A 19,397-nucleotide genomic window follows, 5' to 3' on the forward strand; every position below is an offset into this window, starting at 1 on the left:
GCGTGAATACCTAGATTATCGTTCCGTGCGACAATACATGGGTTGCTGGCTCCAGTTGCCCTCAACATTTGGGCACATTTTGAGTACTACATTGCTGTAACTACTCCCGGTGTTTTCAGCCCGACTTCCTGATCCCATCTGCCTATGACTGGCGGGTTGCCTCCAAACAAGGCACCCAACAGGCCGATCTATAGCGCCCGAGCGGCGCAACACCATGACATTTGAAGAATTGAATTTGGCCCCGGCCATTCTTAAAGCCGTGCTCGAACAGGGCTATGACTCACCCACGCCCATCCAGGCACAGGCCATTCCGGCCGTGCTTACCGGCGGTGATTTGCTGGGCGGCGCCCAGACCGGCACCGGCAAGACCGCGGCTTTCACCCTACCGCTGCTGCATCGCCTGTCCACCGAACCCCGTCTGACCAACCGCCGCGGCGTCAACGCCGTACGCGCTCTCATCATGACGCCGACGCGCGAGCTGGCGGCCCAGGTGGAAGAAAGCGTACGCACCTACGGCAAATACCTGGACCTCACCTCCATGGTGATGTTTGGCGGCGTCGGCATGGGCGCGCAAATCGAAAAACTGCGCCGCGGCGTGGACATTCTGGTGGCCACCCCAGGCCGCCTGCTGGACCATGCGAGCCAAGGCACGCTGGACCTGAGCCAGGTGCAAATCCTGATCCTGGACGAAGCCGACCGCATGCTGGACATGGGCTTCATCCACGACATCAAGAAAGTCCTGGCCCTGGTGCCCAAGCAAAAGCAGACACTGCTTTTCAGCGCCACCTTCAGCGATGAAATCCGCGAACTGGCCAACGGCCTGCTGCGCAATCCGGTGTCCATCCAGGTCACGCCGCGCAACACCACGGTGCAGCGCATCACGCAAACCATTCACCCGGTGGGCCGCGCCAAGAAAAAGGCGCTGCTGACCCACATCATCAACGAGCACAACTGGAGCCAGGTGCTGGTGTTCACCCGCACCAAGTTCGGCGCCAACAATGTGGCCGAGCACCTGACCAAAAACGGCATTCCCGCCATGGCGCTGCACGGCAACAAGAGCCAGACCGCCCGCACCCAGGCCCTGCAAGGCTTCAAGAACGGCGACATCCGCGCGCTGGTAGCCACCGACATTGCCGCCCGCGGCATTGACATCGACGAGTTGCCGCACGTGGTGAACTACGAAATCCCCAACGTCAGCGAAGACTACGTTCACCGCATCGGCCGCACCGGCCGCGCCGGCAACAGCGGCGAAGCCGTCAGCCTGGTCTGCCTGGACGAAGAAGGCTTCATGCAGGACATCGAGCGCTTCACCAAGCAAAACATCGAGAAGGTCGTGGTGCCTGGTTTTGAAGCCGATCCCGGCGAAAAAGCCGAGCCACTGGCTATGGGCCGCCAGACCATCTGGGGCGGCCTGGGCAAACCACCTAGCCGCGACGTAATGCAGGCAGCCGCCAAGGCCGCCCGCAGCGAAATGATGACGCGTATCCGCGAAAACAAACCCCAGTCGGGCCGTGGCGGCGAGCGCAGCGCCAATGCTGGCGGTGGCGGTGGTGGCGCTGGCCGCGGCCGCGCTCCTGCCGGTGGTGGTAATGGCGGCAATGGTGGTAACGGCGGTGGTGCTGGCGGACGCCGCGGCCCGGGCCCAGCCCAGCCACGCCAGAACGCTGGCTATTCACAAGGTGGACAGCCTTCGGGCCAGCCACGTAACGCCCATGCGCAGGCACCCCGTCAACAACGTGACAGCCAGCCACACCATGATTTCGACAACCAGCAGCCAGCCAGCCACGCCTCCTCAGGATTCCCCTCTTCCGGCCAACCCACTGGCGGCAACCGCGGCAACTTCCGTGGCGGCAACCGCTCCGGTGGCGGCGGCGCGGGTGGCGCTGGTGGCCGGGGCAACGGGCCTCGTCGGCCAGGCGGTCCTGGCTCGTTTACTGGCCGATAAGCGCTATACGGCGGTTCACTGCGTGGGCCGCCGCGCTCCCGAGCAACAAGACCCCAGGCTGGTGGTTCACCTGACAAAGTTCTTCAAGGACTTTGTCGCGCCGCCGGTCGATGAGGTCTTCATTGCGCTGGGAACGACCATCAAGGTCGCCGGCAGCCGTGCGGCCTTTGAAGCGGTCGACCTCGATGCCGTGCTCACCCTGGCCCGCGCCGGCCGTGCTGGCGGCGCCAGTCGCCTGGGCGTGGTCAGCGCCATGGGCGCCAATCCCCGCTCCCCACTGTTTTACAACCGCGTCAAGGGAGTGATGGAGGCCGCCATCTCAGGCCTGGGCTACACCACCGTGGTGATCGCCCGCCCGGCCCTGCTGACAGGTGACCGCACGGCGCTCAAGCAAAGCCAACGTGCCGGCGAGCAATGGGCAGCGCGCGCCTTCAAATGCTTGAGCCCACTGCTGCCCGCCAATTACCGGCCGATCGCCGCACAACAAGTCGCCCTCGCGCTGGTTGACACGCTGCAGTCCGCACGCGCCGGACGACATCTTTTGCTGTCGGCCGATATGGCCCAGCACCAGGCAACGAGCCCCTGCGCCTGAAATTTATAAAAATAATGCCTGCAGCCCAATAAACACGGGCGCAAGCAGCTAGTATTTTTATAGCAACCTACTCTCTGAAGATAGCCACAAAGGCCAGCCGCCCAAGCCGCATAGTCCAGCCGCGCGGGTACCAAGCGGTTACCAAAGGCGCTGAGCGGGGCGAGTACCATTGGCGACTCGAATCCCGGCGCATCGTCAGCAGACGCTCACCGACTTTTCGCCCTCCCTATTTCACGCCCGGACGCCATTGACACCAGTCAGGGCGCACGCGCCAAGCCACTGCATTTCAGGATATTTCATGCCTTCCCCAAGATTTGAGCTAACCACGCCTGGCCGCCGCATCGCCAAGGAGCGCCCATGAGGCCGCTGCTGGCCCTGGACTGGGGCACCTCCTCGCTGCGCGGCGCGCTCATAGACACCAACGGTGCGGTGCTGCAAGAGCGCTCGCTGGCGCGCGGCATCCTAAGCGTCGCGCCTGGCCAGTTTCCTGCCGTCTTTGATGAATGTTTCGGCGACTGGATGACGCCGCAATCCCTTTGCCTGATCTCCGGCATGGCCGGCAGCCAGCAAGGCTGGCGCGAAGCGGCCTACTGCCCCTGCCCGGCCGGCTTTGACGACATCGCCGCCCAGCTGCAATGGGTGGAAGCCGGCCGCATCGCCATCGTGCCCGGCTTGAGCATAGACACGGGCGGCGCGCCCGATGTGATGCGGGGCGAGGAAACCCAGGTGTTTGGCGCCCTGCAACTGCTGGGGCTAAGCGACGCCAAGCTGGTACTGCCCGGCACCCACAGCAAATGGGTGCGCGTGGAGCAGCGCCGCATCACCGACTTTTCCAGCTGGATGACCGGCGAGTTCTACGCCTTGCTGCGCCAGCATTCGCTGCTGGCGCGCAGCCTGCCCGAAGGCGAGCCGGCGCCGGATGCCGACGCCTTTGACCAGGGCGTGGTCCACGCGCTGCGCAGCCAGAGTCTGCTCAACACCGCCTTCAGCATGCGCACCCTAGCGCTGTTCAAACGCCTGCCCGCCGAGGCCCTGCCCAGCTATCTCTCCGGGCTGGTGATAGGCGAAGAACTCAAGTCGCAAGCGCTGCAGCCCGGCGAGTCGGTCGTCGTCATGGCCAATGACAGCCTGTCGGCGCGCTATCAGCAAGCCCTGGCGCACCTGGGCGTATCTGTCCAGCGGGTCGGCTCCAACGCCACCTGGCAAGGCTTGCACGCCATCGCCCAGACCCTGAGCCGCGCCTGAATCTCTCACTCACTGAACGAAAAAACACCTCATGAATGCCCAGCAAAAATTCTCCGCCGCCCTGAAAACCATTCCCCTGGTCGCGATCTTGCGCGGCCTACAGCCGGCAGAAGCCCTGCCCGTCGGCCAGGCGCTGGTCGCCACCGGCTGGTCGCTGATAGAAATTCCGCTGAACTCGCCGCAGCCGCTGGAAAGCATTGCCGCCATGGCCAAGGCCTTTCCGCAAGCCCTGATTGGTGCCGGCACCGTGCTGAGCGCCGAAGACGTTCGCCAGGTGCAGGCCGCTGGCGGCCAGCTGATCGTCTCGCCCAACTTCAACCCGGCCGTGGTGCAGGAAGCCGCCCGCCTGGGCATGATCTGCCTGCCCGGCGTGATGACCGCCAGCGAAGCCTTCGGCGCCCTGGAAGCCGGTGCCACTGGCCTGAAGCTTTTCCCCAGCGAAATGATCAGCCCGGCCATCGTCAAGGCACTGCGCGCCGTGCTGCCGTCCAGCACGGTGGTGATGCCGGTAGGCGGCATCACGCCAGACAATATGGCGGCCTATCTGGCCGCCGGGGCCAATGGTTTTGGTATAGGCTCAGCCCTTTACAAGCCGGGCATGTCGGCCGCCGAAGTGGGTGAAAATGCTATTAAGTTCATAGCTGCTTGCGCAGGTACGACGAGGGCTCAGGCCCTATTTTCCTTAGAATTTAGCGCCAGCGCAGCCGCCCCTGGCTTTGCCGGCCTGGGGTGCTGATCAGATCAGTAATGTGGCGGCAGCTCGTCGACCGCCCGGCTGAAGCGGCCGGCCTCGGCCTCCGGGGCTTGTTGCCTGAGCTGGGTGAGCTCGCGAATCAGGCTGTCGAGCTGCTGCTGTTGACGCACGATGACCAGGTTCAGCTGATCCAGCAAGTCCTCATTGAAACTGGCCTTGATTTCCAGATCGGTCAGGCGTTTTTCAATATCGTTAGAGTGTTCCATGCGTCTATTGGACACGAATTTTTCAGGCTGCCCAGCCCCCCTCCAACGCTTCTCAAAGATGGCGCTTATCCCATGTTGGGGTAAACGGCCGCCGGCAACACCCATGCCGGGTTTGTCAAAAAATTCTGCTCCATGAAAAAGAACTTCCTGCACGCCGCCCTGGTCCTGGGCTTGCTGTCCGCCATAGGCCCTTTCGCCATCGACATGTACCTGCCCGCCCTGCCTTCGATTGGCCAGAGCCTGGGCGCTTCCATGGGCGCGGTGCAAGCCAGCCTGATGGCTTTTTTCATCTCGCTGGGCATAGGCCAGATCATCTACGGCCCGGTTTCCGACATGGTGGGGCGCAAGGCGCCGCTTTATTTCGGCCTGCTGCTGTTTGCCGCCGCCAGCATAGGCTGCGCGCTGGCGCCAGACATCCAGACCCTGGTGCTGCTGCGCTTTGTGCAGGGCCTGGGCGCCTGCGCCGGCATGGTGGTGCCGCGCGCCATCGTGCGCGACCTGCATACCGGCCACGACGCGGCGCGGCTGATGTCGCTGCTGATGCTGGTGTTCAGCGTATCGCCGATTCTGGCGCCGCTGGTCGGCAGCGTGCTGATCGAATCCTTCGGCTGGCGCAGCGTGTTCTGGGCCGTCACCATCGCAGCGGCCGTTGGACTGGTGCTGCTGGCCACCGGCCTGCCCGAAACCCGGCCGCCGGAGCAGCGCGTGCACAGCAGCATGGGCAGCGCCCTGTCAGCCTACGGCGTGCTGCTGCGTGATCGCCATTTCATGGGGCTGGTGCTGATAGGCGCTTTCGGGATCTCCAGCTTTTTTGCCTACCTGGCCAATTCATCCTTCATTCTGATAGACCACTACGGACTGACGCCACGCCAGTACAGCCTGGCCTTCGCCGCCAACGCGGCCTCCTTCATAGGCGTGTCGCAATTCACCGGCCGGCTGGCCGCGCGCTTTGGCCTGGTGCCCATCGTGAAGTTCGCCGTCACCGCTTATGCGCTGGTGATGGCGCTGCTGCTGGTGCTCAATCTGCTGGGCGTGGTGCGGCTCGATGTCATGCTGGTCCTGCTCTTCATAGGCTTTGGCTTTCTGGGTCTGGTCGTGCCTACCACTGCCGTGCTGGCGCTGGAAGAGCATGGCAGCATTGCCGGCACCGCCTCGGCATTGATGGGCACGCTGCAGTTCGTGATCGGCGCAGCGGTGATGGCGCTGGTGGGTCTGTTTGTCGATGGCACGGCCCGCCCCATGGTGGCCGGCATCGCCGGCTGCGCGCTGCTGGCCCTGGCCATGACCCGCGCCACGCTGGGAGGCAGCGAGGCCGGCGCCACCCATCAACACAAATCAGATTAAGGCCAGGCTGGCTGGGCCACAGCTGGCAACGACACTTTACAAAAGGACAGCGGGGGCTTTGCGCCGCCTACACCCGGCCGGCAGATCATGAAGACTCAGCTACACACAGGAGACCTTCATGAAATCGACCACACTTGTTTGCGCCATCACCGTCGCCACCCTGGGCTTTGGCTCCCTGTCTTTCGCACAAGGCTATGAGCAACGCGGCCCCGGCGGCGGCCAGGCGCAGCACTACGACCAGCGCGCGCCCATGAACCGGCCTGGCTACGGCCCCGGCCCGCGCCACTTCGATCATCGCGATGCGCGCTATGACAGGCCCATGGGCGCGCGTGGTCCGCAGTTCTATCGCGGCGGCCACATCCCCATGCAGTACCGCAACCAGCGCTACATGGTGAACAACTGGCGCGGCCATCATCTGAGCCCGCCGCCTCGTGGCCAGGCCTGGGTGCAAGTGGGCGCAGACTACGCGCTGATCGCCATCGCCACCGGCGTGATTGCGCAACTGGTACTCAGCCGTTAATTCAGCCATCAAGCCGGGCTGCTGCCAAAATCAGCCCTGATTGGGCGCTCTGAGTCAAGCGCTAAAAAATATTTTCAAACTTATGGAATAAAGTCCCGCAAGCCACGCTCTTATACGCATGATCCTCACGGCCGAGTCCCGCTACAACCAATGGGTGCGCGAGCACTATCGCTTTCTGCTGCGCAGCGCGTGGGGATTGACGGGTTCGCGGGCGATTGCCGAGGATGTGGTGCAGGACTGCTTCACCAGTGCCTGGAAATACCGGCGCCAACTGCGCCAGCCGGAACTGGCGCGGGCCTGGCTCTTCAGAATCATGCGGCGTCACGCGCTGCGGCATGTGGTGCCGGGGACGCAGTCTTTTGGCCATGACGAAGAGAGCGAACTGGCCTGCGAGAAATCCTCACCCGAGGGCCTGGACGACCAGCTGGACGTGGTCAAGGCCTTGACCCGCATCGCACCGATACACCGTGAGGTGCTGGTGCTGTTTTACTTCGACGACATGCCGACGGCGCAAATGGCCGAGGCACTGGACATCGCACCGGGCACGGTGTTGTCGCGCCTGGCACGCGCCCGCGAGGCGCTCAAGACGGCCTTATCAGCACCGGCCCGCAAGCCAGTTGCGCCCACAACCGCCACAGCATCGCTTGCCGTGCTCAGAAAGGTCTGACATGAAAGATCTACCCGAATTCCAGGACAGCGCCTTCGACTTGCGCGTGCGCGCCGAGCTGGCGCTGGCCTTTGACCCCGGCCAGCCACCCGAGCAGCTGTTCAGAAACACCCCGCTGCTGTCGCGGCGCGGCTTTCAGCGCGGCCTGGCGGCCCTGCTGCTGAGTGGCACCGGTGCCGGCACCGTGCTGGCCATGCGCCCGCCCGAGCTGGTACGCAGCGCGATTGAACATGAATATTACGAACGCACATTGCGCGGAAATTTCATAGACAGCGAAAAAATTCTCGCCCACCTGGGACTGACACCAAAGCAAGCCATTCCCGGCTACCCGCAGCTAATGCGCCCCTGCGACATTGATGGCCGCCTGGCCTATCACCTGACCACCTTTTTTGAAAAGGGCGGCATGGTGACCGTGTTTGCCTTTGACCAGCCGGTCACGCTGAAAGATGACAGCGGCTGGTGGAACGATGTCTACTGGCAAGTGCTGACCTCGCGCGACGGTAAGCCGCTGGTGCTGGTGGCACAGAAGAAAAAGGCCCTGGCCGTGGCGCAAAACACCTTAACCAAGTCGGCCAGCTAGGCCGGCGAATCCCTTTTCCCCTGTCCTCAACTCAACCACATGGAGTCAACCCAGATGAATACGCCCCAATCTTTGCCCCGTCGTCATTTGCTGGCCAGTAGCGCCAGTGCCCTGGCCGCCGTCGGCCTGGCCAGCTGGACGCAAGGCGCCATGGCGCAGACCGCAGCAGCCGCTGTCAAGCCCCTGCCAGCCTTTGTCGGATGGAAAGACGCATCCAGCATCATCGTGCACAGCAGCACCACCATAGAAACCAAGCGCGGCGCTTTCGGCACCAGCGTCATCACGCCGGCCGAGCAGCTCTACCTGCGCAACAACCTGCCCACGCCGGATGCCTCCATCGTGGCCGATCGCGATGCCTGGGAAATCACGCTGGAAGGCGTGAAGAACCCACGCAAGCTGACGGTGCGCGATCTGAAATCCATGGGCCTGGAAACCGTGGCCATGGTGCTGCAGTGCTCGGGCAACGGCCGCGGCTTCTTCCCCAGCAAGCCCAGTGGCACGCCCTGGACCGTGGGCGCCGCCGGCTGTGTAGTGTGGAGCGGCGTGCCGGTGCGCGCGGTTGTTGAAGCCCTGGGCGGCGTGAACGCCGGCATGGGTTACATGACAGGCACAGGCGGCGAGAAGCTGCCCGACGGCCTGGATCCAAAAAGCATCATCGTCGAGCGCTCGGTGCCGGCCGCGGCCATGGCCGATGCCATGCTGGCCTGGGAAATGAACGGCGCGCCTATCTCGCTGGCCCACGGCGGCCCGCTGCGCCTCATCGTGCCAGGCTACACCGGCGTCAACAACATCAAGTACATCAAGCAGCTGGCTTTCACGGCGAAAGAGAGCGACGCCAAGATCATGTCGCACGGCTACCGCATCTCGCCACCCGGTGGCAAGGGCGACCCAAGCCAGCCTTCGGTGCAGGAGATGACCGTCAAGTCATGGATCAACTCCCCTCATCCGGACAGCGGGCTGCTCAAGGCCGGCCTGGCGCAAATCCACGGCGTGGCATTTGGAGGCATGAATGCGGTCAAGGGGGTTGAGGTGTCTATCGACGGCGGCAAGACCTGGCAAACCGCTCGCCTGGTCGGCCCCGACCTGGGCAAGTACGCCTGGCGCCAGTTTGTGCTGCAGGCACGCCTGCCCGCCGGCACCTACAGCCTGGCCAGCCGTGCCACCGATGCAGCCGGCAACGTTCAGCCCGAAAGCCGCGGCGAAAACCAGAGTGGCTACAACAACACCAGCTGGGCCGATCACGCCGTCAAGGTCACGGTCGCCTAAGGCCTGCCGCCATCCATTTATCCATGCCATCCAATATCAGAACCATGAACTCCTTCTCTTCCGCGCGCCTGGCGCGCACCCTTTCCGCCCCCTTGCTGGCGCTGGCCTGCCTGCCGGCCTTGGCGGCCACCGACCCGGCCCAGATGGAACTGGGAAAAAAGCTCTTCGCCACGTCTGTGCCGGCCTGCGCCATTTGCCACACGCTCAAGGATGCAGGCGCCGAAGGCGCGGTTGGACCGGTGCTTGACGAGCTCAAGCCAAATTCCGCCCGCGTCAGCAAGGCCTTGCGCGATGGGATTGGCTCCATGCCGTCCTTCAAGGCAACCTTGTCGGAAGCCCAGATTGCCGCACTAGCCCACTACGTCTCCCGGGCCTCTGGCGGCGAGAAGTAAACCAGGTCACAAGCCATGCCTAAAATCCGGCATGGCTTCTGACATTTCCGACACACCCGACACCTCAAACGCTGCAACAGCAGCCATCAAAACGCCGGCTGGCTTATTCATCGACGACGCCAGCCAGCCTCGTTGCGCCTGGTGTCGGGCCACGCCGCTTTACCGTCACTACCACGACAACGAGTGGGGCTTTCCGGTGGCGGACGAGCGCCGCTTATTCGAAAAAATTTGCCTGGAAGGCTTTCAGGCCGGCCTGAGCTGGCTGACCATTTTGAACAAGCGCGAAGGCTTTCGTCAGGCCTTTGCCAACTTCGACGCCGAGCAGGTGGCGCAGTTTGACGACACCGACATCCAGCGCCTGGTCAACGACGCCGCCATCGTCAGGCACCGCGGCAAGATCGTGTCCACCATCAACAATGCCAGGCGCGTGCTCGAATTGCGGCGCGAGTTCGGCTCGCTGGGCGCCTACGTCTGGCGCCTGGAGCCAACCGCAGCCAGCCGGCCCGCACGCATAGACATGGAATTCCTGCAAACGGCCAGTACCTCGCCCGCCTCCACGCTGCTGTCCAAGGACCTGAAAAAACGTGGCTGGTCCTTTGTCGGCCCCACCACCATGTACGCCTTCATGCAGGCCATGGGCCTGGTGAATGACCACCACGAAGGCTGCGCCAGTCGCCAGGCCGCATTGGCAGCGCGGGCGGCATTCACGCCGCCTTGAGGCGGCGTGGCTTGAGAGGCGTGCAAAGGTAGGCCTTCAAGCCATGGTGCAGACAGAGAGCTACATCTGCCTATCTGCCAAACAGAAGAAGCCTTTTAGGGCGGGCCGCGCCAACCGATCTCTGAGCAGCCTTAAAACGTTTCCCAGTCCCCAGCGGCGGCCGGTGCGGCAATCGCCGGCTTGAGCGTCGGCGGCTGTCGCGGGGCCGCGCCGGGTTTGGCAGACCTGGCCGGCATAGCGCGCCTGGCCTGGGCCACATGGATTGGCTGCGCCTGCGCACCATCGAGCTTGAACACGCTCACCACCTGGGACAGGCCACTGGCCTGCTCCTGCAGCGATTGCGCGGCCGCCGCAGCCTCTTCCACCAGGGCGGCGTTTTGCTGCGTCACCTGGTCCATCTGCGTGATGGCTTGATTGATCTGCTCTATGCCCGAGGTCTGCTCCTGGCTGGCTGCGGTGATCTCGGCCATGATGTCGGTGACGCGTTTGACGCTGTCCACGATCTCGTCCATGGTCTTGCCGGCCTCAGCCACCTGGCTGGAGCCTTCTTCGACCTTGCTGACCGAGTCATCAATCAGGGTCTTGATTTCCTTGGCAGCTGCCGCACTTCTTTGCGCCAGGTTGCGCACTTCGGCGGCGACCACGGCAAAGCCTCTGCCCTGCTCGCCGGCCCGCGCCGCTTCCACGGCGGCGTTCAGGGCCAGGATGTTGGTCTGGAAGGCGATGCCGTCGATCACACCGATGATGTCGACGATCTTGCGCGAGGACGCGTTGATGGAGCCCATGGTGTCCACGACCTGGGACACCACGCTGCCGCCCTTGACGGCGACGCTGGAGGCGGACACCGCCAGCTGGTTCGCCTGGCGCGCGTTGTCGGCGTTTTGTTTGACCGTGGAGGTCAGCTCCTCCATCGAGGCGGCGGTCTCTTCCAGCGAGCTGGCCTGCTCTTCGGTGCGCGAGGATAAATCCTGGTTGCCGGCGGCGATCTGGCCCGAGGCGGTGGCTATGGTGTCCGTGCCCTGGCGCACTTCGCCCACCAGCTTGGCCAGGCTGTCGTTCATGGCTTTCAGGGCCTGCATCAGCTGACCGGTTTCGTCCCGAGAGTTCACAACAATCGTGCTGCTCAGGTCGCCGCTGGCCACCGTTTCGGCAAGCTTCAACGCCTGGCTCAGCGGCTGTGTGATGCTGCGGGTGAGCAGCCAGGCGCATACCACGCCAAACACCGTCGCCAGCAGGCCCAGCACGCCCATCAGCGTGCGGCTGGCCTGCGCCAGTTCGTCAACATGGCCGGCCATGCCATCGATGCTCTTGCGCTGCAAGTCCACCAGGTCTTGCAAGGCCGACTGGTAGCTGGCGCCTAGAGGCAAGTAAACCTCGATCAGGCGAGCGGCTTCCTCGCTGTCGCCTGCGGCCTTGGCCTTGTAGATGGCGTCGCGTGCCGCCACATAGGGCTTGCGCTTGTCCTGCATGGCCTGCATGCCGGCCTTTTCCGCATCGGAAGTCAGCAGCGGCTCCAGCTTCTTCGTGAACGCGCTGGCCTCTAAGGATGAGGCCGCGGAGTCCTTGGCAAAAAATGCCGCCAGCGACGGATCGCTGCTCTTGGCGACGGCGCTGGTACGTGTGACGCCGACATACACCAGACGGGACCAATCGCTGATCATGCGTTCCTTGGCCAGCGGCAGTTCCATCATGTCGCGGGTCGCATCGGCCACGGTCTGCAAACGCCAGATGCCGATGCCGGCAATAAAGGCCATCAGCAACAGCATGGCGAGAAAGCCCAGACCCAAGCGCATCCCGATTTTCAGGTTTTTCAAACTCATGACTCTCTTCTTTTAAAAATTTGCCGCATGACAGCGGATTGACACGGCGGTGCTTGCAGGCGCCCGCCCCCAGGCCATCGCGCACTCCGGACCGGAGAGGCAATGCCGTTGACGAATACCCACCTCTGTATATCGGCAACAGCTGGAGAAACTTTAGGATCCTCTCAGCTGAGCGCTTCCCGGCCGTCCTTAAAACGTTTCCCAATTTCCGACCGCAGCCGGCACGCCGGCCTGTGCCAGTTGCGTGCGCCTGGGCGCGGCAATCGATGGATTGGCCGCCGGCGGCTGCCGCGGGGCCGCGCCGGGTTTGGCCGCCTTGGCCGGCATAGCGCGTCTGGCCTGGGCCACATGGATTGGCTGCGCCTGCGCGCCATCGAGCTTGAACACACTCACTACCTGAGACAGGCCGCTGGCCTGCTCCTGCAGCGATTGCGCGGCCGCCGCGGCCTCTTCCACCAAGGCCGCGTTTTGCTGCGTCACCTGGTCCATCTGGGTGATGGCCTGGTTGATCTGCTCTATACCCGATGTCTGCTCCTGGCTGGCTGCGGTGATCTCGGCCATGATGTCGGTCACGCGTTTGACGCTGTCCACGATCTCGTCCATGGTCTTGCCGGCCTCGGCCACCTGGCTGGAGCCTTCTTCGACCTTGCTGACCGAGTCATCGATCAGGGTCTTGATTTCCTTGGCCGCGGCAGCGGATCGTTGCGCCAGGTTTCTGACCTCGGCTGCGACCACGGCAAAACCTCTGCCCTGCTCGCCGGCCCGCGCCGCTTCCACGGCGGCGTTCAGCGCCAGGATGTTGGTCTGAAAGGCAATGCCGTCTATCACCCCGATGATGTCAACAATCTTGTGCGAAGACGCATTGATCGCACCCATGGTTCCCACAACTTCGGCCACCACGCTGCCGCCGCGCACGGCGACGCTGGAGGCGGAAACAGCCAACTGATTCGCCTGTCTAGCGTTGTCGGCGTTTTGTTTGACCGTGGAGGTCAGCTCTTCCATGGAGGCGGCGGTTTCTTCCAGCGAGCTGGCCTGCTCTTCGGTGCGGGAAGAAAGGTCCTGGTTGCCGGCGGCGATCTGGCCGGAGGCGGTGGCTATGGTGTCTGTGCCCTGACGCACTTCGCCCACCAGCTTGGCCAGGCTGGTGTTCATGTCTTTCAAGGCCTGCATCAACTGGCCGGTTTCGTCGCGGCTGGTGACTTCGATGTGGCTGCTCAGGTCGCCAGCAGCCACGCGCTGGGCCACCTGCACCGCATCCACCAGTGGGCGACTGATAGAACGTGTCAGCCGCCATGCGATGGCAATACCTGTCAGCAGCGAAATGGCGCTAATCAACAGAAGTGTCCACTTCGAGTTTTGATAGTCAACTTTGGAGACCGCCACACTGTCATCAGACTTCTGCTTGAGCAAGCGCTCGAAAGCCGTCACATGCGCGATGACCTGTTTGAGCAGCGGCATACAGTCCTGCGTCAAAAGCACGATGGCCTGGTCATTTTTTTGTGAGGTCGCAAGCCCCACTATCTTGTTTGCGATCGGCAGATACCTGGCTTCAAACGCCATAAGCTGCTCCAGCATCTGGCGTTCTTCAGGGGTAGTGGAGGGCTGCTCCCTCAACAGGCTTGACAGTGTTGCCAAGCCGGTGTCGATGTCAGCCTGGGATTTTTTGACCAGATCGACCTCGGGCTTTTGTGCCTGAGGGTCGGAAACCAGCGCAAGGTTGCGAGCCGCAATGGCGCGTATCAAAATGGCAGCCTGAATATTGTTCACCGCCGCCAGCTTGCTTTCACCCACCTCCGTGATGAACGTGATCCGGTCCGCGAGCTTGCTCATCTGCAGCAGGCCAATGCCGGTGATCGCCATTTGAAGCAGCAGCATGGCAGCAAAGCCCACAGCCAGCCGTTGACCGATTTTCCAGTTTTTCATGCCAATTCCCCTTGTGAATAGTCAGCGAATCAATGAGCAATGCAGTCGGCCGGCGCAGCGGCTTTTTCAATCAGTCCCAGTTCTGAACTGGACATGAGCTTGTCGATATCCATCAGGATCAGCATGCGTTCGTCGATCGTGCCCAGGCCAATCAGGTAGTCGGTGTCCAGCACCGTCCCCATCTCGGGTGCGGGCTTGACTTGATCCGGGCTCAAGGTGATCACATCCGAGACGCTGTCCACCACCATGCCCATGACCCGGCTGGCGATGTTGAGAATGATCACTACCGTGAAGGGGTCGTAGGTTGGCGTGCCAAGCTTGAACTTGATACGCATATCTATGATGGGCACGATGATGCCGCGCAGATTGACCACACCCTTGAGGTGTTCCGGTGCATTGGCGATACGTGTGACTGCGTCGTAACCACGCAGCTCCTGCACCTTCTGGATATCGATGCCGTACTCTTCCTGACCCAGCGTGAAGGCCAGGAATTCCAGGGCGCTGGCGCCTGATGGGCCATGGGGCGACACGGCGACTGCCGTGGGATGAGGTTTGCTTGCTGACGCGTGCATAAGCACTCCTTGAAGGAATGACATGCCCGACCCAGCGTCCATATGACTTGGATCCGAAAGGCCATGCCGTAAACAGATACCTACTACTGCTTAACGGCGAGCGCCGAAGAAACTCCAGCCCCTTTTCCCGGGGGTTTACCCGACTCGACTTAAAAGAATTCCTACCCTCCCGGCCAGCCTCAGCCGGCTTCATTGAAGCTGGGACTGGGTGCCTCGTTCGACGGTCTAGACAAACCTGGGCGCGGGCGGCTGTGCCAGGTCGATCCACTGGAAAGCAGGCTCAACCCGCCCGGTGCCATCACCCGGCCGTGTCTGATCCAGCTTGAAGACACTGACCACCTGGGACAGGCCGCTGGCCTGCTCCTGCAGCGACTGCGCGGCCGCTGCGGCTTCTTCCACCAAGGCCGCGTTTTGCTGCGTCACCTGGTCCATCTGGGTGATGGCCTGGTTGATCTGCTCTATACCCGAGGTCTGCTCCTGGCTGGCTGCGGTGATCTCGGCCATGATGTCGGTGACGCGTTTGACGCTGTCAACGATCTCGTCCATGGTCTTGCCGGCCTCGGCCACCTGGCTGGAGCCTTCTTCGACCTTGCTGACCGAGTCATCGATCAGGGTCTTGATTTCCTTGGCAGCTGCCGCACTTCTTTGCGCCAGGTTGCGCACTTCGGCAGCGACCACGGCAAAACCGCGGCCTTGCTCACCGGCCCGCGCCGCTTCCACGGCGGCGTTCAGGGCCAGGATATTGGTCTGGAAGGCAATGCCGTCGATGACACCGATGATGTCGACGATCTTGCGCGAGGAGGCGTTGATGGAGCCCATGGTGTCCACCACCTGGGACACCACGCTACCGCCCTTGACGGCGACGCTGGAAGCGGATACCGCCAGCTGGTTCGCCTGGCGCGCGTTGTCGGCATTTTGTTTGACCGTGGAGGTCAGCTCCTCCATCGAGGCAGCGGTTTCTTCCAGCGAGCTGGCCTGCTCTTCGGTGCGGGAAGAAAGGTCCTGGTTGCCCGCAGCGATCTGGCTGGACGCCGTGGCTATGGTGTCCGTGCCCTGGCGCACTTCGCCCACCACCTTGGCCAGGCTGGTGTTCATGTCTTTCAAGGCCTGCATCAGCTGGCCGGTTTCGTCGCGGCTGGTGACTTCGATGTGGCTGCTCAGGTCGCCGCCGGCCACCGTCTCCGCCAGCTTGAGGGCCTGGCTCAGGGGGCGGGTGATAGAGCGGGAAATCACGATGCCGATGACAATACCCGCGAGCACACCGCCCGCCGTGAGGCTGATCAACAGCAGCCGGATATTGGCATAGATCAGGTCTGTTTTATCATTCAACCTGGATGCCGTAGCCATCTTGCCGTCGACCAGCTTGGTCATCAAATCGTCGGCTTTATTCCCCACCTCGCGCGCCTCGCCAAATAGCTGCGCGGTCGAATTGCGCGCTTCGCCAAGTGGCTCCGTCCGCAGCATTTGCATCACCTGATTGAGGTCGACCGCAAAGGCCTGGGCGGCAGTACGTGCGTCCTCGAGCAACACCTTGCCTTGCGGAGTCACGAACTTGGGAGTGGCCAGTTCCAGTTCCTTGTGCATTCCCTGAAGGCGCTGCTGGACCGCCTCGATCTGGTGGTTGCGATCCTCTGTCGTAGACGCCAGTATGGCGGAACGCACCGAACGACCGGCGCCCAGCAGATGCATATTGGCTTGCGCCACATGCCGCAAACCGGTCGTTTCACGTTCGTACATTTGGCTTGCCAAGTCATTGATCTCTCCGGCTTTCAGAATGCCTTGGATTCCAATGATGCCGCCAATGGCGGCCACGATCAAAAAGCCCCCCATCAGCTTGGTGCTGACCTTCAAGTTTGCTAACCAGTTCATGTCAAAGTCCTACGTATCATTTTTTAAGCTGCACATGGCCTTCTCAACCCAGCCATGAGCGGTATGTGGATGCCTTTGGCGCATCCATGGGCCTCATCAGGCCGCCAATTTTTGGACCAGCCCCATGTCTTCGCTGGACATGAGTTTTTCCAGTGCCACCAGAATCAGCATGCGCTCGTCCAGCGTGCCCAGACCGGACAAAAACTCCAGCGCCTTGGCGCTCGAAGCTGCCAAGGAGATAGCCGTCCTTGTTTTCGTATCCATTGAGCATCCCTTTGAACGATATAGACGAGGCAAAGCCGCCCCGCCATTTGCAGAGCACAGCTGAAAGCCATGCCTTAGCAAGGCCTCAATCCACTTATCGGCCAGCCGCTGGAAAACTTAAAGGGATTACCCTAGGATTTAATGGAGGCTAGTGCGCTTGCCGCGACCTTGCTCCGCTCGCCAGGGCACGTCTGTCAGCTGGTAGCAGTCAAGCCCAACAGGCCAGAAATTCGGCTGGGATTTTGTGAGCCCGCCATGGGCCCGCTGAGCAGGCCCCGGCAAGGCTGCTTCAGCCGCCAGTCTGCGCTGGCGGCACAGGCAGCACAGAAGCCGCCGATTTAATGAGGTTCAAATCCTGCAGTTACTGCGGACCAGGCGGCTCACGCCGCGCCCCTAGATGCAAGCGGCAGCCGTGCTTCACGAATCGGCAGATTCACCAGCGCGGCACCCACGGCCAGCACAATATCGATGTACCAGACCCAGTCGTAGCTGCCGGTTGCCTGGAACACATAACCACCGAGGAAGGCGCCCAAGAAACCACCTATCTGGTGCGCCAGCATCACGATGCCGAACAGCATGGCCATGTTGGCAGTACCAAACATTTTCACGACCAGCCCTGCCGTTGGCGGCACCGTCGAGAGAAAGGTGACGCCCATGACGGCGGCAAATATCAGCATCACGGCCGGCGTCTTCGGCGCCAGCAGAAAGATCAGGACGGCCGCGCCACGTATGGCGTACAGCAGAGCCAGCAAAGATTTCATGCGCCAGCGGCCGACGGCCCAGCCCATCGCCAGGCTGCCAATGATGTTGAACAGGCCTATGGTTGCCAGCGCCCAGCCGCCGACTTCAGGCGGCAAGCCACAAGCCGCCACCACGCTGGGCAAGTGCGTGGCCAGAAACGCCACATGGAAGCCGCACACCAGAAAACCCAGGCTCAGGTAGACAAAGCTCGGCGTTGCCAGGGCCTGGCGTATGGCCTCACGGGCGCTCAAGGGCTTGAGGCCCGAGGTCGCTGCGGCCTGCGCGGCCAGCGCCCTGGAATTACCCTTGAGCACCCACACTGCCGGCAGCGCCAACAGCAAGATCACGCCCAGCCACTGCATGGCGCTGGCCCAACCGACGGCGGCGGTCAGACCGATCGCAATCGGGGCCATGGCGAACTGACCGAAGGAGCCTCCCGCATTGACGATGCCCGTGGCAAGGCCACGCTTTTGCGCCGGCACCAGGCGCGCGCTGGCGGCCATCAGGACAGAAGTTCCCGCCATGCCTGCACCACCGGCGGCCAGTACCCCAATCGCAAAAATCAGCCCCGCCGTGGTGCTCATAAGTGGGGTGATGAAAGTCCCCAGGGCCACCAGCAGTATCCCGACGAAGATTACGCGCCCGGCGCCCACACGGTCGGCAATGGCGCCGGCAAAAGGCTGGGTCAGACCCCACCAGAGCTGGCCGAAGGCAAACGCCAGACTGATGCTGCCAACGCCCAGCGCTGTCGATGTATTGAGCGCCGACAGAAACAGCCCCATGGACTGGCGCACGCCCATGGTCAAGGCAAAAGTGCCACCGGCCGCCAGCAGCACCAGCCAGATGGGGATGCCGGGTGGGGCCACAGACGATGAGTTGTCAGAGGCCTTATTCATCATCAGCTCCAGAGTCCGCGCCTGCCAGGGATAAAAGCTCCAGGGATTCATTGATCAGCCGGTGCAGCGCCAGCACGCGCTCCACGCCCAACCGTTCGTTCAGGCTGTCCTGCGCCACCTTCCAGCGATGCCGCGCCTCATCGCGCTTGGCACGGCCCGCAGCGGTCAGGCTGACGGTGCGGCTGCGTGCGTCCGTGCCGGCCGTCAGCTCCAGCCAACCGGCGTCTATCAATGGCTTCAGGTTGCGTGTCAGGGTAGAGGCACTGACCTTCATGCTCAGTGCCAGCTCGCCGGGCCGCAGGGGGCCCAGCTTGTAGACATGACTGAGCAGTGAATACTGCGTGGTTTTGAGCCCCGCCCTGGCCATTTCAAGGTCGTAGTGCTGGGCCACACGCCGCATCAGCTGACGCAGCCTCATATTGGTGCAGCCCTGCGCCTTCAGTTCGGTAAGTGATGACTGTGAAGGTGTTTTACGCATGATTAAATTGTAGCTACAATAATTGTATATGCAACTTAATTAAATGACATGACCCCACAAGACACCTTGACTCAATGGCTGGAACAAAGCGCTGCGGTTCACGCCCGCATGCTGGCCGGTGGCGGCAAGCCTGGCCTAGCTGGTCCCGCTCAGGTGGCCGGGAAAACCGGCATGGAAATCATGCAGGCCATGCTGGCTGGTGAACTGCCCTACCCGCACATTGCAGAAACGCTGGACTTCGCCCTTATAGAAATAGCGCCCGGCAAAGCCACTTTTCAGGGCACGCCGCAACTCAAGCACTACAACCCACTGGGTACGGTGCATGGCGGCTGGTACGCCACCCTGCTGGATTCGGCCGTGGGCTGCGCCGTGCACACCATGATGCCGGCGGGCCGGGCTTACACCACGGCCGAGCTAAGCGTCAATATCGTGCGCGCTGCCTCACATGCAAGCGGGCCGCTGCGCGCCATAGGCAGCGTCATCCACTGCGGCCGCCAACTGGCCACGGCCGAAGGCCGCATCGTCGGTCCGGACGGCAAGCTGTATGCGCATGCCACCACAACCTGTCTGGTGTTTGAAGTGCCGGCACAAGGGTAGCGCCGGGG

At 62.6% G+C, this 19,397-nt stretch carries 19 protein-coding genes and 1 pseudogene; 12 read left to right on the forward strand and 8 right to left on the reverse strand.

What is annotated here, in order from left to right; genetic code table 11:
• Positions 1-214: 214 nt before the first annotated feature.
• From BM160_RS16280 to BM160_RS16295, 4 genes are all read left to right on the forward strand, one after another.
• Positions 215-1,945: a DEAD/DEAH box helicase gene (locus BM160_RS16280; RefSeq protein ID WP_092007223.1), complete on the forward strand. Its 1,731-nt coding sequence runs from the start codon at positions 215-217 to the stop codon at positions 1,943-1,945.
• Complete coding sequence (locus tag BM160_RS16285; RefSeq protein ID WP_255368962.1) at positions 1,845-2,537, forward strand: NAD-dependent epimerase/dehydratase family protein; 693 nt, start codon at positions 1,845-1,847, stop codon at positions 2,535-2,537. The genes BM160_RS16280 and BM160_RS16285 overlap by 101 nt, the downstream gene beginning before the upstream one ends.
• A gap of 357 nt (positions 2,538-2,894) precedes the next feature.
• The gene (locus tag BM160_RS16290; protein ID WP_092007225.1) at positions 2,895-3,782 is read left to right on the forward strand and encodes a 2-dehydro-3-deoxygalactonokinase; all 888 of its coding nucleotides are present in this window, start codon (positions 2,895-2,897) and stop codon (positions 3,780-3,782) included.
• A gap of 31 nt (positions 3,783-3,813) precedes the next feature.
• Complete coding sequence (locus BM160_RS16295) at positions 3,814-4,518, forward strand: 2-dehydro-3-deoxy-6-phosphogalactonate aldolase (RefSeq protein WP_092007226.1); 705 nt, start codon at positions 3,814-3,816, stop codon at positions 4,516-4,518.
• A 5-nt stretch (positions 4,519-4,523) separates the two neighbouring features.
• Here the strand turns inward: BM160_RS16295 and BM160_RS16300 are convergent, their stop codons facing one another.
• A complete protein-coding gene (locus tag BM160_RS16300; RefSeq protein ID WP_092007227.1) occupies positions 4,524-4,742 on the reverse strand; it encodes a SlyX family protein in 219 nt (72 codons plus the stop codon).
• A 132-nt stretch (positions 4,743-4,874) separates the two neighbouring features.
• On the opposite strand from BM160_RS16300, the gene BM160_RS16305 reads away from it, so the two are divergent.
• The 7 genes from BM160_RS16305 to BM160_RS16335 all read left to right on the forward strand — a co-directional run bounded on the left by BM160_RS16305 (position 4,875) and on the right by BM160_RS16335 (position 10,229).
• The gene (locus BM160_RS16305; protein WP_092007228.1) at positions 4,875-6,086 is read left to right on the forward strand and encodes a multidrug effflux MFS transporter; all 1,212 of its coding nucleotides are present in this window, start codon (positions 4,875-4,877) and stop codon (positions 6,084-6,086) included.
• A 118-nt stretch (positions 6,087-6,204) separates the two neighbouring features.
• The gene (locus BM160_RS16310) at positions 6,205-6,606 is read left to right on the forward strand and encodes an RcnB family protein (RefSeq protein WP_092007229.1); all 402 of its coding nucleotides are present in this window, start codon (positions 6,205-6,207) and stop codon (positions 6,604-6,606) included.
• A gap of 118 nt (positions 6,607-6,724) precedes the next feature.
• Positions 6,725-7,273, forward strand: coding sequence for an RNA polymerase sigma factor (locus BM160_RS16315; protein WP_092007230.1), 549 nt, complete (start codon positions 6,725-6,727; stop codon positions 7,271-7,273).
• 1 nt (position 7,274) lies between these two features.
• Positions 7,275-7,853 (forward strand): hypothetical protein, encoded by a 579-nt coding sequence (locus tag BM160_RS16320; protein WP_092007231.1) that lies wholly within the window; start codon positions 7,275-7,277, stop codon positions 7,851-7,853.
• A 54-nt stretch (positions 7,854-7,907) separates the two neighbouring features.
• Positions 7,908-9,119, forward strand: a complete 1,212-nt coding sequence (locus BM160_RS16325) for a SorT family sulfite dehydrogenase catalytic subunit (protein ID WP_092007257.1) — start codon at positions 7,908-7,910, stop codon at positions 9,117-9,119.
• Between the two features lie 44 nt (positions 9,120-9,163).
• Positions 9,164-9,511 (forward strand): SorU family sulfite dehydrogenase c-type cytochrome subunit, encoded by a 348-nt coding sequence (locus BM160_RS16330; protein WP_092007232.1) that lies wholly within the window; start codon positions 9,164-9,166, stop codon positions 9,509-9,511.
• A 31-nt stretch (positions 9,512-9,542) separates the two neighbouring features.
• A complete protein-coding gene (locus BM160_RS16335) occupies positions 9,543-10,229 on the forward strand; it encodes a DNA-3-methyladenine glycosylase I (RefSeq protein WP_092007233.1) in 687 nt (228 codons plus the stop codon).
• A 131-nt stretch (positions 10,230-10,360) separates the two neighbouring features.
• Here BM160_RS16335 and BM160_RS16340 read toward each other — a convergent pair whose 3' ends face one another.
• The 7 genes and pseudogenes from BM160_RS16340 to BM160_RS16370 all read right to left on the reverse strand — a co-directional run bounded on the left by BM160_RS16340 (position 10,361) and on the right by BM160_RS16370 (position 18,792).
• Entirely contained in the window at positions 10,361-12,049 is a 1,689-nt protein-coding gene (locus BM160_RS16340; RefSeq protein WP_092007234.1) for a methyl-accepting chemotaxis protein, read from the reverse strand.
• Between the two features lie 189 nt (positions 12,050-12,238).
• Positions 12,239-13,972 carry a methyl-accepting chemotaxis protein gene (locus BM160_RS16345; RefSeq protein WP_092007235.1) on the reverse strand — a complete coding sequence of 578 codons (1,734 nt, stop codon included), beginning with the start codon at positions 13,970-13,972 and terminating at the stop codon, positions 12,239-12,241.
• 29 nt (positions 13,973-14,001) lie between these two features.
• On the reverse strand, positions 14,002-14,544 hold the full coding sequence (locus tag BM160_RS16350; protein ID WP_092007236.1) for a chemotaxis protein CheW: 543 nt from the start codon (positions 14,542-14,544) through the stop codon (positions 14,002-14,004).
• A 225-nt stretch (positions 14,545-14,769) separates the two neighbouring features.
• Positions 14,770-16,413, reverse strand: a complete 1,644-nt coding sequence (locus tag BM160_RS16355; RefSeq protein WP_092007237.1) for a methyl-accepting chemotaxis protein — start codon at positions 16,411-16,413, stop codon at positions 14,770-14,772.
• A gap of 96 nt (positions 16,414-16,509) precedes the next feature.
• Positions 16,510-16,620 (reverse strand): annotated as a pseudogene (locus BM160_RS16360) (chemotaxis protein CheW); the annotation flags it as partial.
• A 437-nt stretch (positions 16,621-17,057) separates the two neighbouring features.
• Entirely contained in the window at positions 17,058-18,314 is a 1,257-nt protein-coding gene (locus tag BM160_RS16365) for an MFS transporter (protein WP_092007238.1), read from the reverse strand.
• On the reverse strand, positions 18,307-18,792 hold the full coding sequence (locus BM160_RS16370; RefSeq protein ID WP_092007239.1) for a MarR family winged helix-turn-helix transcriptional regulator: 486 nt from the start codon (positions 18,790-18,792) through the stop codon (positions 18,307-18,309). Before BM160_RS16370 ends, BM160_RS16365 begins: the two co-directional genes overlap by 8 nt.
• Positions 18,793-18,840: 48 nt before the next feature.
• Here BM160_RS16370 and BM160_RS16375 point away from each other — a divergent pair, with 48 nt between their 5' ends.
• A complete protein-coding gene (locus BM160_RS16375) occupies positions 18,841-19,389 on the forward strand; it encodes a PaaI family thioesterase (protein ID WP_092007240.1) in 549 nt (182 codons plus the stop codon).
• Positions 19,390-19,397: the final 8 nt, after the last annotated feature.

The sequence above is a fragment of the Polaromonas sp. OV174 genome (genome assembly GCF_900112285.1).
Classification (GTDB): domain Bacteria; phylum Pseudomonadota; class Gammaproteobacteria; order Burkholderiales; family Burkholderiaceae_C; genus Polaromonas.

What these genes read in the sequence shown, in the direction of transcription:
- BM160_RS16280 (WP_092007223.1), top strand. Translation starts at nt 215, where the DNA reads ATGACATTTGAAGAATTGAATTTGGCCCCGGCCATTCTTAAAGCCGTG.
- BM160_RS16290 (WP_092007225.1), top strand. Translation starts at nt 2,895, where the DNA reads ATGAGGCCGCTGCTGGCCCTGGACTGGGGCACCTCCTCGCTGCGCGGC.
- BM160_RS16295 (WP_092007226.1), top strand. Translation starts at nt 3,814, where the DNA reads ATGAATGCCCAGCAAAAATTCTCCGCCGCCCTGAAAACCATTCCCCTG.
- BM160_RS16300 (WP_092007227.1), bottom strand. Translation starts at nt 4,742, where the DNA reads ATGGAACACTCTAACGATATTGAAAAACGCCTGACCGATCTGGAAATC.
- BM160_RS16305 (WP_092007228.1), top strand. Translation starts at nt 4,875, where the DNA reads ATGAAAAAGAACTTCCTGCACGCCGCCCTGGTCCTGGGCTTGCTGTCC.
- BM160_RS16310 (WP_092007229.1), top strand. Translation starts at nt 6,205, where the DNA reads ATGAAATCGACCACACTTGTTTGCGCCATCACCGTCGCCACCCTGGGC.
- BM160_RS16315 (WP_092007230.1), top strand. Translation starts at nt 6,725, where the DNA reads ATGATCCTCACGGCCGAGTCCCGCTACAACCAATGGGTGCGCGAGCAC.
- BM160_RS16320 (WP_092007231.1), top strand. Translation starts at nt 7,275, where the DNA reads ATGAAAGATCTACCCGAATTCCAGGACAGCGCCTTCGACTTGCGCGTG.
- BM160_RS16325 (WP_092007257.1), top strand. Translation starts at nt 7,908, where the DNA reads ATGAATACGCCCCAATCTTTGCCCCGTCGTCATTTGCTGGCCAGTAGC.
- BM160_RS16330 (WP_092007232.1), top strand. Translation starts at nt 9,164, where the DNA reads ATGAACTCCTTCTCTTCCGCGCGCCTGGCGCGCACCCTTTCCGCCCCC.
- BM160_RS16335 (WP_092007233.1), top strand. Translation starts at nt 9,543, where the DNA reads ATGGCTTCTGACATTTCCGACACACCCGACACCTCAAACGCTGCAACA.
- BM160_RS16340 (WP_092007234.1), bottom strand. Translation starts at nt 12,049, where the DNA reads ATGAGTTTGAAAAACCTGAAAATCGGGATGCGCTTGGGTCTGGGCTTT.
- BM160_RS16345 (WP_092007235.1), bottom strand. Translation starts at nt 13,972, where the DNA reads ATGAAAAACTGGAAAATCGGTCAACGGCTGGCTGTGGGCTTTGCTGCC.
- BM160_RS16350 (WP_092007236.1), bottom strand. Translation starts at nt 14,544, where the DNA reads ATGCACGCGTCAGCAAGCAAACCTCATCCCACGGCAGTCGCCGTGTCG.
- BM160_RS16355 (WP_092007237.1), bottom strand. Translation starts at nt 16,413, where the DNA reads ATGAACTGGTTAGCAAACTTGAAGGTCAGCACCAAGCTGATGGGGGGC.
- BM160_RS16365 (WP_092007238.1), bottom strand. Translation starts at nt 18,314, where the DNA reads ATGAATAAGGCCTCTGACAACTCATCGTCTGTGGCCCCACCCGGCATC.
- BM160_RS16370 (WP_092007239.1), bottom strand. Translation starts at nt 18,792, where the DNA reads ATGCGTAAAACACCTTCACAGTCATCACTTACCGAACTGAAGGCGCAG.
- BM160_RS16375 (WP_092007240.1), top strand. Translation starts at nt 18,841, where the DNA reads ATGACCCCACAAGACACCTTGACTCAATGGCTGGAACAAAGCGCTGCG.